Origin of the sequence: Paenalicyclobacillus ferrooxydans (assembly GCF_001399675.1) — a bacterium.
GTDB classification, from domain to species: Bacteria; Bacillota; Bacilli; order Alicyclobacillales; family Alicyclobacillaceae; genus Alicyclobacillus_B; species Alicyclobacillus_B ferrooxydans.
Map to the genome: position 1 here is coordinate 1 of NZ_LJCO01000100.1, position 12,556 is coordinate 12,556.

At 54.4% G+C, this 12,556-nt stretch carries 8 protein-coding genes and 1 other annotated feature; of the genes, 4 read left to right on the plus strand and 4 right to left on the minus strand.

Annotated features, from left to right (window positions below):
• Window positions 1-458 precede the first annotated feature (458 nt).
• Window positions 459-1,736 carry a serine--tRNA ligase gene (gene serS / locus AN477_RS22000; RefSeq protein ID WP_054971335.1) on the minus strand — a complete coding sequence of 426 codons (1,278 nt, stop codon included), beginning with the start codon at window positions 1,734-1,736 and terminating at the stop codon, window positions 459-461.
• A gap of 947 nt (window positions 1,737-2,683) precedes the next feature.
• Entirely contained in the window at window positions 2,684-5,899 is a 3,216-nt protein-coding gene (ileS, locus tag AN477_RS22005; protein ID WP_054971336.1) for an isoleucine--tRNA ligase, read from the minus strand.
• A 297-nt stretch (window positions 5,900-6,196) separates the two neighbouring features.
• Window positions 6,197-6,525, minus strand: a binding site (T-box leader).
• A 431-nt stretch (window positions 6,526-6,956) separates the two neighbouring features.
• Here ileS and AN477_RS22010 point away from each other — a divergent pair.
• Window positions 6,957-7,640, plus strand: a complete 684-nt coding sequence (locus AN477_RS22010; RefSeq protein WP_054971337.1) for a metal-dependent hydrolase — start codon at window positions 6,957-6,959, stop codon at window positions 7,638-7,640.
• 129 nt (window positions 7,641-7,769) lie between these two features.
• On the opposite strand, the gene AN477_RS22015 is transcribed toward AN477_RS22010, so the two are convergent.
• On the minus strand, window positions 7,770-8,027 hold the full coding sequence (locus AN477_RS22015; protein WP_054971338.1) for a DUF3243 domain-containing protein: 258 nt from the start codon (window positions 8,025-8,027) through the stop codon (window positions 7,770-7,772).
• 274 nt (window positions 8,028-8,301) lie between these two features.
• On the opposite strand from AN477_RS22015, the gene AN477_RS22020 reads away from it, so the two are divergent.
• Window positions 8,302-8,598 (plus strand): hypothetical protein, encoded by a 297-nt coding sequence (locus AN477_RS22020; RefSeq protein ID WP_054971359.1) that lies wholly within the window; start codon window positions 8,302-8,304, stop codon window positions 8,596-8,598.
• 382 nt (window positions 8,599-8,980) lie between these two features.
• On the opposite strand, the gene AN477_RS22025 is transcribed toward AN477_RS22020, so the two are convergent.
• The gene (locus AN477_RS22025) at window positions 8,981-10,306 is read right to left on the minus strand and encodes a DNA polymerase IV (protein ID WP_054971339.1); all 1,326 of its coding nucleotides are present in this window, start codon (window positions 10,304-10,306) and stop codon (window positions 8,981-8,983) included.
• A gap of 936 nt (window positions 10,307-11,242) precedes the next feature.
• On the opposite strand from AN477_RS22025, the gene lepB reads away from it, so the two are divergent.
• Together lepB and argR are read left to right on the plus strand one after the other, a co-directional pair.
• Window positions 11,243-11,788, plus strand: a complete 546-nt coding sequence (lepB, locus tag AN477_RS22035; protein ID WP_054971341.1) for a signal peptidase I — start codon at window positions 11,243-11,245, stop codon at window positions 11,786-11,788.
• Window positions 11,789-11,953: 165 nt separating this feature from the next.
• On the plus strand, window positions 11,954-12,391 hold the full coding sequence (gene argR / locus AN477_RS22040) for an arginine repressor (RefSeq protein ID WP_281176398.1): 438 nt from the start codon (window positions 11,954-11,956) through the stop codon (window positions 12,389-12,391).
• Window positions 12,392-12,556 lie beyond the last annotated feature (165 nt).

The following is a 12,556-nucleotide window of genomic DNA, read 5'->3' on the forward strand; positions in this document are numbered from 1 at the left end:
CATGATACCCTTATTCATGCTTGGGTTCCTTAGATTAGATTTGGACAGGGCTACCTGTACATCTATTCTAAGGAATCTTTATATGTATAGGGGTTACAGAATCATGAATCTTCATAAGGTTTAAAATGTTTAATTTGTCAACGGGTACCCGTTGACAATCCACTAAAAAGTTAATGCAACGCTAGTGGGCCACACCGACTTAACTTCGAAAAACAGCGAGGCTAAGTCGTTGGGAGCGACTTAGCGCTGGAAAACCGGAAGGTTAAGAGGCTGAGACCGACTAAGAAGCTCGGTTCAGCGGCCATCGGGCAACAACAGCCGGCCCATCGTCCCGTTACCAGGGGGCCGGCTCAGGGGCCCCGGCGTTCCCAAGCGCCCCTCCGCCCCTGCTTCTAGGGTGCATTAGCCCTGCCCGGCTCTCAGGATGCCTCCGTCTACCCAGTGGGACCCTCCGTGGTTCAACCTAATGTTACGGTGTTCATGTAGGGTTCGAGCGCTTTCGGGATGCGGATGCTGCCGTCTTCCTGCTGATGGACCTCAAGCAGGGGGATGAGGATCCTCGGGCTGGCGACAGCGGTGTTGTTTAGCGTGTAACAAAACTGCAACTGGCCGTTTTTGTCGCGGTAGCGAATATTCGATCGCCTTGCCTGAAAGTCGAGCAACAGCGACGACGAATGGGTTTCACCGTAAGCGTTGCGGCTCGGCATCCAGGTTTCAATGTCGTACTGCTTGTAGTTCTTCTGCGACATGTCTCCTGTGCATACGGCAACCACCCGGTAAGGGAGTTCGAGGGCTTGCAGAAGGTCTTCGGCGTTTTGCGTGATCTCGTTTAAGAGCCCCTCCGCCACCTCCAGGTCGTTCTCACAGAGAACGACCTGTTCCACTTTCGCGAATTGGTGTACTCTGTAAAGCCCGCGGACATCACGGCCTGCACTTCCTGCCTCACGCCGATAGCAGTTGGAGACGCCGGCGATGCGAATCGGATCGGACACGTCGACAATATCGTCACTGAAGTACGAGACCAGCGGCGCCTCAGCTGTTCCGACCAGCCACAGGTCATCTGCCGGCAGTCGGTATGTTTGCGACTCACCGCCAGGGAAGAATCCTGTATGGTTCAGGGCTTCCTCGCGCACCATCACCGGAACGTCCATGACTGTGAAGCCGCGTTGGGTGAGCAGATCGATGGCCAATTGCTGCACAGCGCGGTGCAGGTAAAGACCTCCGTTTTTGAGATAATAGCTGCGGCTGCCTCCGACCTTGACACCGCGAGGGATGTCGATGAGATCGAGGCGTTCGCCGAGGGTGACGTGATCGAGCGAATCAAAACCGAAATGAGGCAGTTCGCCGACTCGTCGAATCTCAACGTTATCCGCGTCTGACGCACCTTGCGGCGTATCCGGCGAGACGATGTTCGGGACTAGCAGCATCAATGCATCGTATTCTGCTTGGAGAGCATTCCACCGTGCTTCCACATCGGCAAGATCCTCGTTGATGATACGGACCTGCGATTTCAGTTGTGCAGCCTCCGGCCCATCTGCCTGCCCGCAGCCTGCCAGGAGCGCGACCTCCTTCGAGGTCTGGTTCCGTTGCTGCCGCAGCGTCTCCCGTTTTCGCAGCTCAGCTCTGCGCGCCTCATCTACTTGAATCAACCTGCCCATGTCCACTTGAAGACCCTTGGCTATTGCCACCTCTTGCAGGGTATCTCGGTTGTCACGGATGAACTGAATGTCTAACATCTGCCCACTCTCCTTTGGACGATAAAGTAGAAAACAAAAAGCGCCCTCATCCGATTGGGACGAGGAGCGCTTTTGCTCGCGGTGCCACCCAATTTGACCGATCCGCTCAGCCACCCCGCCATACCTCACACGTGACGCTCGTACGAGTGTCGTCTTGGGATGGGGTGGAATCGGATCGATCCCCTTTGGTTCCGCGGTAACGGGCGGGCCCGATCTACTTAGAGAGCGGCAGGGCAGGGCCATCGCAGGCGGGCGTACTAGCTGAGACTACCACACCCGCAGCCTGTCTGGCGTCCTGCTCCCGATGCTCAACTCCGGTCATAAATGCCTCCGAGTTGGATGCTCTTCACTGGCATAATGCACTTTGGTTGCGACCCTAGCGGTCGATGTTGACGATATTATATGCGGTTCGAAGGCCAGAACGCAAGCGAATCGGCCGGGCGGGTCCGCCACTGGGGTGGGCGCCTGGGCTCCCGGGTCCTGCATCAAGCCCTCGGCCCTTATCATGAGGTCGGGGCCTTTGTCATTGGGGTGGGCTCCCCGGGCTCCCGGCTCCCGCAACAGCGAACATTTTTACCGTTAATGGCCATTTTTCAACAAGTGGCACTCAAACAAGGTACAAAATGTCCTCTATCGCCTGATTTTTACTCGTTTGGTGGCTGATTGACCCGCACAGTGAACAATTCTTCCCTTATGTCGATCCGATTCCGCTGAAATCGGCTCATAAAGGAAATTTGGTTCGTTCCGCGGGCCCTACTGGCCACAGGGACTCCGCGCGCCCTGACAGCCAGCCACAGTGGCGTCACAGCCTTGCCAGGCACGGCAGCTCCACGGTCCCACCGGCCACTGTGGCTCATTGCGAGGCGCCCGCGGCGTCGATCAGGCCCGCGGAAATCATTGCGCCCCCCCGGCGTAAGCCCCTTGCGCCGGTACCAACGCGAACCGGCTTACTTCTTCACCGTCAGGCGCAGCGGCTTGCCGTTGACGTCCCAGTCTTTGGTGAGGTCGCCGTCGCCAAAGCCAGCCGAGCCAGCCGACCCGGTCTGCCCATCCTGCCCGGCCGCGCCAGCCGCGCCAACGCTAGCCTGTTCACCCTCGAACACAAACCCGTACGCCAGCACCGTTGCCGCAATCTCTTCCGCGTTGTCGCGCAGCACCTTTAGCACCTCTGCGTCGCCGGATGCGGCGAATGTGACACGGTCGGTCACGTTGTAGTTGACCTCTTTGCGCATCATCTGCATCTTTGAGACGAGCTCGCGCACGAACCCTTCCTCAATCAGCTCAGGTGTCAGTGTTGTATCGAGTCCAACGAAGCCGTGCGGTGTCGTCACCAGCATGCCTTCAAACACGGGGTGGAAGCGCAGTTCGCCGTGTTCGCGCCCGATCCGCTGACCTTCAAGCTCAACTTCACCCTTTTCGCGGAATGCAGCAATCACTTCCGGGCCGGCACTCTTGGCAGCTTTGTTCAGAACCGGGACCAGCTTGCCGTAGTCCTGACCGACTGCCTTCAGGTTCAGGAACAACTCTGGTTTTGCGACAGCGTCAAGCTCCGCGTAAACCAGTTCCTTCACGTTCAACTCGTCTTTGATGACCTCTGTGAACTTCTGCAACAGGGCAGCCTTGTCAGCCGAGACATACAGCTTCGAGAGCGGCTGTCTGGTCTTCATCTTCGTCTCGTTGCGCAGGTGACGTCCTGCTTCAACCACGTCAAGGACCTCGCTCATCTCGTCAAGCAGCGACTTATCGACCAGAGCCATGTCAGCGACCGGGAAGTCCGTCAAGTGAACCGACAGCGGTGCATCCGGATAAGCGGTGCGGACCACGTTCTGGTACAGCTCTTCCGCGATAAACGGAGTCATCGGAGCGGCCAGCTTTGCCACTGTTTCGAGTACCTCGTACAGGGTGCGGTATGCAGCGATCTTATCGGCCTCCATCCCCGGCGCCCAGAAACGCTCGCGGTTGCGGCGGATGTACCAAGTCGACAGGTCATCGACGAGACCCTGCAGGGCTCTTGCTGCGGACGTTGCATCGTACTTGTTCAGCCACCGGTCAATCTTGTCGACCACGTCGTTCATTCGCGCCAAGATCCATTTGTCCATTAACGGCCGCTCTGCAACAGGCACGTTGTGATCTGCAGGATTAAATCCATCAATGCTCGCGTACAGCGCGTAGAATGCATGGACGTTTTGCAACAGGTCGATAAACTTCGCCTTGCTCTCCGCAACAGCCCGGTGATAGAAACGCTGGGAGTTCCACGGCTGGTTGTTCACCAGGAAGTAAAAACGCAGCGCATCTGCGCCGTGCATGTCAAAGGCTTCAAACGGATCGATCACGTTCCCTTTTGACTTCGACATCTTCTTGCCGCTCTCATCCACCACGTGGCCGAGCACAAGCACATTCTTGTACGGGGCCTGGCCGGTCATCAAGGTCGAGATGGCGAGCAGGCTGTAGAACCAACCGCGCGTCTGGTCAATCGCTTCACAGATGTAGTCGGCCGGGAACAGGCGGTGGAAGTCGTCCTGGTGTTCGAATGGGTAGTGCCACTGCGCAAACGGCATACTCCCGGAGTCGAACCAAACGTCGATGACCTCCGGCACGCGGCGCATCGTCCCGCCGCAGGAACAGGCATACGTGATGTCGTCGATGTACGGCTTATGCAGCTCTGACGGCAGGCGGCCTGCTTTCTCCTTCAATTCCGCGCGCGATCCGATGCATTCCTTCTCCCCGCACTTGTCACAGACCCAGATGGGGAGGGGGGTGCCCCAGTAGCGGCTGCGGGACAGGTTCCAGTCAACCAGGTTGTCAAGGAAGTTGCCCATCCGGCCATCCTTGATATGCTCCGGCATCCAGTTGACGCCTTGCGAGTTTTTGATGACCTGATCTTTCACTTCGGTCATGCGGATGAACCAGCTGTCAATTGCGTAGTACAAGAGCGGCGTATCACAGCGCCAGCAGTGTGGGTAGGAGTGCTCGTATTTGTGCTTTTCGTACATTACGCCGCGGGCTGCAAGGTCTTTGACGATGTCGACGTTCACGTCTTCATCGCGGACAAACCGACCTGCAAAGTCAGTGACGTCGTCGGTAAACCGGCCGGTCAGGTCGACAAAGTTGCAGTACACCATGCCGTGTTCCTGGCAAACGCGATAGTCGTCTTCGCCAAAGGCCGGCGCCATGTGAACGATACCGGTACCAGATTCCTCGGTCACGTGGTTTGAGGTGACCACTTCAAACTTCTTACCCTCGACCTTTACGTACGGGAAGACCGGCTCGTATTTCACACCGAGCAATTCTGTCCCTGTCTTCTGGTCGATCACGCTGTCGCCCTCATGCAAGAACCCGTCCTTGAGGCCTTCGGCCACCCAGTAGTTCTCGCCGTGTTCCGCCGAGTGGATGAGTACGTAGGTCAGGTTCGGGTTGACCGCGAGTGCCACGTTGCTCGGCAGGGTCCACGGCGTCGTCGTCCAGGCCAGGATGAACGTCGGGGTATCCGTGCCATCTGTACCAGCTCCGGAAGCTGTGGTCTCCGTCACGCGGAACTTCGCAGTGACGGTCAGGTCCTTCACGTCCGCGTAGCCTTGTGCCACTTCGTGGCTGGACAGCGTTGTTTCACAGTGCGGGCAGTACGGGCTGACGCGGTGGCCTTGGTACAGGAGGCCCTTGTCATACACCGTGTGCAGGATATTCCACACCGACTCAATGTAGTCGTCGGTGAGGGTCATGTATGGGTTATCGAGATCGGTCCAATAAGCCAGTCGTTCGGTGAGTTCACGCCACGTCTTCTCGTAGGTCCAAACGCTGTCTTTACACTCCTGGATGAACCGCTCGATGCCAAACGCCTGGATCTGCTTTTTGCCGCTGATGCCGTGTTTCTTCTCGATCTCGATTTCCACCGGCAACCCGTGCGTGTCCCAACCGGCTTTCCGCTCGACGTGAAAGCCCTTCATGGTCTTAAAGCGGGGATAGACGTCTTTCATTAAACGGGTTAGGACGTGGCCCGGGTGAGGCTTTCCGTTTGCCGTCGGTGGACCCTCGTAGAAGACAAACTCGGGTTGTCCTTCGCGAATCTCTTCGCTCTTTTTAAACACATGATGTTCATTCCAAAATTCGAGTACGCGCGACTCCCTGGTTTTCGCAGGCTCTTTCGCGTCTACGCGTTGCAGCATGATGATTCCTCCCTTGTTCAAATGGTGCCCACTTGTAAGACTGCGGGACGCACGATGTCGTTGAAAAACAACCTTTGCACCAACAAATTGTCACCAACAATTTTCCACCAAAAACTTGTGACCAAAAAAGCGTGAACCCAAAAAGTGAACCCAAAAGCGAATCAAAAAGGTGAATCAAAAAGGTGAATCAAAAAGGTGAATCAAAAAGGTGAATCAAAAAGGTGAATCAAAAAGGTGAATCAAAAAGTGTGGATTTAATCAGTGCGCAAAAGTGTGGATCAAAAAACCCGCCCCTCATGAAGGGGCGGGTTGAATTCCCGCTGTACCACCCAACTTAACGTCAACCACCATCGGATCGGCAAACCTCGGATGCAACCTCCGAAGGTTCAACGCACGGTGTGACGCTCCATCTGTCAAACCTTGCAGGCGGCCAGACTCTTGACCGTGCTTGCGCCAGTTTGCCCCACTGTAACGGGAAGGCCCCGGTTTGCTGTACTCGCCGATTCAGCTTTCCGCAAACACCTCAGAGGTGATTTTCATCCTTGTTCCTGTATGGGGTTCCCAGCACTCCCCACTCTCTGTGACAGGGTAGGGCAAGAACTACTCGTCCTCGTCAACGGTGAAACGATATCCATATTAATGAAGAATAGTGTAGCAGACGCAGAGATTTTCCTCAAGTCAAAATTGGTCAAAAAGCACTTACGGCCAAGCAATCCTCGAATTTTTGAAAGTAGGGCATGCCGATTGGGCTCGAATTCAAGCCTGCCCGTCGAGCTGACTACGCTGGAGTCCATCCCTCTTACTTTCGCAATGCAGCGATCGGAATCGCAACCACCATTTTGGGTCTCCTCGCTCGCATCCGCGAGACGATACGTTATACTTAAATATAATGGCGCAGGACAAGGGTGTCGATCCGTCCCCATCAAGCCGCTGATCAAGTTTTCATCGTTGCAACAGGATTTCGGGTCGGCTCGTTTCTAGGGGATGGCGCACCGCCCTGCAGTCCAACAATGGACAAGAAATTTCCGGAAGTTGGCTAGAATAGGAGGAAAACTGAATGAAGCTCACTTATCACGGACATTCGTGTTTCACAGTGGAGGATGGGGAACATCGGGTTATTATCGACCCTTTCCTCAGCAACAACCCACGCGCAGACATCGGACCGGATGACGTCAAAGTTGATGCGGTCTTATTGACCCACGGCCATGGCGATCACGTTGGTGACACCGAAGCCATCGCCAAGGCGAACAATGCGGTGATTGTCGCACCGTTTGAAGTAGCCTCGTATTTTGGAGAACTTGGCTATCAGGCCCATCCGCTTGCACATGGGGGCAAGCACACCTTCCCATTTGGTACGGTGAAGCTGACGATTGCATTCCACGGGTCTGGCTTGGAGGTTGGCGGCGACGTGAAGAACGGCGGCAATCCAGCAGGTCTCCTTGTAACGATGGGAGGCAAAACCTTCTACCACGCGGGAGACACAGCCCTCTTCAGTGACATGAAGCTAATTGGCGATCGGGAGCATGTTGATGTCACGGCGCTGCCGATTGGCGACAATTTTACCATGGGACCTGACGACGCACTGCAGGCAGCTGAATGGGTACATGCAGGACTCACCATTCCGATGCATTACAACACATTCGATTTAATTGCTCAGGATGGACATGCATATGTAGCCTCTGTTGAGGCGAAGGGACTGAAAGGCAAAGTACTCGAGCCGGGTGAATCAGTCGAGGTCTAACGAGGTCTAAGCAACGAACGGTTACACAGACGGCTAGCCCTCTGGTATAGTGCTTGGCACAAACAGCGCGGCATCCCTTATGGAAGGGGCCGCGCTGTTTGTTGTTACATCATCTGCAGTTGATGAAAATCAATGCGCTTTGTCGGTCATTTTCACCATCAGACCAGCCAAGGTATGCTGCTCATCGGGTGAACCTGCATCCCAAAGCTGTTTCAACAAACGCTCTTGGGGATTCTTGGGATCCACCTTGTCTGACAAAAAGGAGCCCATTTTTGAAGCAACGTCGGTGATACGTTCCTTGGACATCCCCATGGCTTGCGCCTTGTCGACTTGCTCACCGAGGAATTCCTTCCAGCGATCAAAGTTCTCAAGTAAATTTGTATCCACAGCAGTTCCCTCCTCGAAGACTTGGCTCGCTCAATCCCGCAAACCGCGGGTAGTTGATGTCTCCACGTGTTAAGGTGCCGCACACAGCTGTGTTCTATACCTAGGGGCACATGGACAGGAAGTCGCCTTGATGGACAAGGGCATGGCAGGCGGAGGTCCATTACCATCGGACAAGAAGGGCATTGCAGGCGGCCAAGACATAAACGTCCAGCCAAGCTCATACAGTGAGAGTGGACAACATGTCCACGGATTCACAAGGTTGGGAGGGAACACAATGAGACGAAAATTACGACATGTTCCGCACGCTAGAAATCGCGCTGTCGTATATACGTGTGCGGTGGTTTCTATGGTTGCGTACGCTATTCCAAGGATCCCCAAGTTGGAACATGGGGTAGCTGGCACGTTCTCGATGGTGTGGATCTTGTTTGCTGTACTAGCCCTTGCCGCCAATATCTACTTTTTGGTCGGGGCGGATAAAGAACGAAGCAGAATGCTCGAGTCCCGAGGGATGCGGATGGCTGCCAGGGAATCGACAGGTGCACCAGCAGTCAGACAACGTTCGGTTCGGTAGGGACGCGCCAAGGGGACTGATGACCAGCCGGCCTTGGGCGGTATCATCCCATCGGGAGTTACCGGAACGGCCCCACCAAGCCCACAATCGTCCGGACCCGCAGTCGTCGGACCGGCAATCGATGGTAGGGCAATCATCGGATCGGCACCATCAGACTGACAATCGAAACAGCCTGCACACGGATAGGTCATGGCAGGCTGCTTTTTCATGTTTTCAGGTTGCTGTTTCATTTAGTGTGCTCTGACTTTTTCAAGTGAATCATTCTCCGCTGTGTCTCGACCACAATAACACCCCAACCGCGCCCAGCAAGCAAATCAGCATGGCTAAGAGCGGATCGACAGCACCATTCATCAGTTCCATAGACTTCACCTCATGTTCCGGTTTATTCCGACTTCGACAACTCATCCTTTTGTAAGGACGTTCCTCGGATCTTTCGATTTCGTATCTGGCCGCTCTCGGGATCCTGCAACATACGTCCCCGAATCACGATGTCTTCTCCGTATTTATCCCGCAGGGCATCAGTCACAGCGGATAATTTCTTCCAGCGATCACGCTGTGATTGATCCGCTTGATCCGCAGGAGCGGTGTCGGATGCAGGGGAGAGAGCGGGATCGTCAAATAAGGAAAGCTGAACTCCGTCACCTTCCACTTCGATCTCAACAGAAGGCTCGGAGAGTTGACCAAGTGTCACACCGAGTAGCCGGACAGGGGTGCCGCGGGCCCAATTCTCGTTCAACAACTCCACGGCCGTCTGGTAAATAGACTCGGACAAATCTGTTGGTACGGGCATGGTACGAGCACGTGTGATTGTGCGTCGGTTCGTAAACCGGATGGTGATTTGCACAGTTCGTCCCACTAGACGATGGCGGCGTACGCGTCGACCGACTTGATCGGAAAGGTTCATTAAAACTGTACAGAGCTCGTCGAAATCTTTCAAATCGCGAGCCAGTGTGATGGAGTGACCAATACTTTTTGACGGTTCTGCCACCTCTTGGACAGGTGCGTCATCTTGACCATTCGCCAGGGACTTCAAGATGGGACCGCGTTGCCCAAAGTGGCGCGAGAGCATGAATGCGTCGGCGCTTGCAAGCCCTGCAATAGTGTGGATACCGACACGGTCGAGCCGTTCTGCTGACTTGCCGCCGATTCCGAACATCTGTCCCACTGGCAGCGGCCACAACATGTCCTTTACGTCCTTCGTGTAAAGGGACGTAATGCCGCGTGGTTTCTTAAAGTCGCTGGCCATCTTGGCAAGGAACTTGTTGTTACTGACTCCGATAGAGCATGGCAGCGACAGTTCACGCCAAATGCGTTCCTGAATCTGCTGTGCTATGTCTTCCGGAGATCCCATCCTCCAACTGCCGGTTACGTCAGCCCAACACTCGTCGATGCTAAAGACTTCAACGACGGGTGTGTAGGATCGCACAATATCAAACACTTGACGCGAAAAATTTCGGTAAAGCGAGAAGTCTGGGTGGATTAAGATTAAGTTTGGCGCAACACGGAGTGCCTCCGCAACAGTCATGGTTGCACGGACACCAAGTTGGCGGGCTTCGTAACTGGCTGTCACAACAACTCCGTGACGTGTTTCGGGACTGCCAGCCACGGCGGTAGGACGATTTGCATACACGCTGGGCTCGGCGGCTGCGTGACAAGAGCAGTAGAACGCGTTCATATCGATATGTAGGATTGCCCGCTCTCTATCCACCTCTTCACGCCTCCTCCTGTGTCCATTTTAACACCTTCCGCCATGGGTTTTCGCGGGCCCTGTTTTGGCCGCCTTCGTGGAAGGGGTGATTGAGGCAGGCGTGGTTGGTGCAGGCGTGTTATGGCAGGTATGGTTATGGCAGGCGTGTTATAGCGGGGTTTGTTTTAGACTGACCGCCATAGTGGTATAATTTTCCGCATTCGGTTGCTGTCATGTGAGAGAGTGTTTATGGGTGGGATTCGGAACCTCATTAAGATCGATAATCAGAGAAGAGTCAGAGCACGGCTCCCGGTACTCAATGGTCTTGTGGAGTAGCTTTGAGAAACAAACGAACGAGATCGTACAGGACATTCGGCAATGACATTAGCATGGCGTTCGTGGAATACGAGCAGGGTATCTCGTTCTCGTGGAACATGAGCAGGGCGTCTCGTGGAAGATTGAGCAGGGTATCACGTGGAACATGAGCAGGATATCAGGTGAACATGAGCAGGATATCAGGTGGAACATGAGCAGGGTATCACGTGATGGAGAGGAAAAAATGTTCGTTGATAGCCGACTTCGAGTGAACGAGCGGGTGACAACGAACAAAATGTCCTTTGTTCAGCCGCAGAGCGCGCAAATTGCATGCCGGAGAGGTCACAAGGGAATTTTGGTGCTTTAATCAAAGGCATCTATGGGGAATTTGGCTCACAGAGGAAATTTTGTTCGTTACCTTATCAAAGCACCATGCCACAGCACGTGCCAAAGCACCATGCCAAAGCACCATGCCAAAGCACCATGCCAAAGCGCGTGCCAAATCACAGGTCAGGAAACCGAGGTTTTAAAAGCAACTCGGGTGGAGATACCGGGTACGGTGGAAAACGTTGCGCGATTTCTGCATACTAAAGAAGGCATTTCGAGACATCAAGACAAGCGACAGAAAATAGAGGTGACGTTATGGCGGAATCGGAGGACAGGCTGCCCTGGTGGAGAACGCTGTGGAGTTGGGTGTGGCCAATTGCCATTGGGTGGCTTGTAGCTGCAGGCATCATGAGATGGGTTGTGAGTTTCGCTGTGGTGCCGACCTCGTCCATGTGGCCTACGATTCCCAACCCTTGCTACATATTGGTCGATCACATTGCGACAGAAACGGAAGCCCCTTATCGCGGTGAAGTCGTGTTGTTTCCGTTTCCGGACGATCCGACACAGATCTACGTGAAGCGGATTATCGGCATGCCGGGTGATACCGTCACCATTCACGGCGGGCACGTGTATATCAATGGGAAAGAGCTTTCCGAGCCTTATTTGCACGGAGTGTTGACGCCCGGTGATTGGGGCCCGTACCACGTACCTGCAGGGCATTACTTTATGCTTGGTGACAATCGATCCGTTTCTGAGGACAGTCGATACTGGGTGCATAAGTATGTAGCCGGAAACACAATCATTGGACGGGCAGACATGGTCGTTTGGCCGTTTACCAAATGGAAGTCGATTCAGTCCTGACAAGGCGGTTGTTGGTTTGCCGTGACAGGGTGGTTGTTGAGTCGTTTCATTGAACGACAGTTGCATGAAGGAAGTTGCATGAAGGAAGTTGCATCAAGAGGGTTCCTTGGCGGAGTTACGGAAGTTTTACCTGTTGTGAAGATGCAGTGAGCGGGAGGCAAGGTTGTGAAAGACAAGCGACATATGAAGATTAAAGAGATTGTTAGCCAGCGGGAGATTGAGACCCAAGACGAGCTGGTTGCGGCCCTTGAAGAGGCGGGATATGGGGCAACTCAGGCCACGGTGTCACGCGACATCAAAGAGTTGCAACTGATCAAGGTTGTCGGTAGTCATGGACGATACAAATATGCGATTCCCGTTACTGCGACAACGGTGTCGTTGGATGGGCTGCGTAGAAAACTGTCGGATGTTTTTGTGTCCATGACCCGAGCCAACAATCTGCTTGTGCTGAAGGTATTGCCAGGTAACGCCCATTCAATTGGCGCCATGCTGGATGGCATTCAAATTGAGGGGCTGCTGGGTACGATTGCGGGCGACGATACATTGTTACTGATTGCAGCAGATGAAAATGCAGCTAGTTTCGTTGAACAACAGTTGTCATAGCAGTTTGCTGACTCGTCAGCGGGTTATATACTTCTGCTAATAACATGAGGCTCTCTTCGAGACTGCCATGGTACGAGTGCAAGGCTAAAAGTGATTGAGATGGACCTCGGGCCGCGAAGTCGCAGACCACGCCCCCCTAATTTGCCAAATCGGGGCTTTGTGTGC

Bases quoted from the DNA above. Each gene is read 5' to 3' on its own strand.
- AN477_RS22020 (WP_054971359.1), top strand. From the start codon at position 8,302: ATGAGACGAAAATTACGACATGTTCCGCACGCTAGAAATCGCGCTGTC.
- AN477_RS22010 (WP_054971337.1), top strand. From the start codon at position 6,957: ATGAAGCTCACTTATCACGGACATTCGTGTTTCACAGTGGAGGATGGG.
- ileS (WP_054971336.1), bottom strand. From the start codon at position 5,899: ATGCTGCAACGCGTAGACGCGAAAGAGCCTGCGAAAACCAGGGAGTCG.
- lepB (WP_054971341.1), top strand. From the start codon at position 11,243: ATGGCGGAATCGGAGGACAGGCTGCCCTGGTGGAGAACGCTGTGGAGT.
- serS (WP_054971335.1), bottom strand. From the start codon at position 1,736: ATGTTAGACATTCAGTTCATCCGTGACAACCGAGATACCCTGCAAGAG.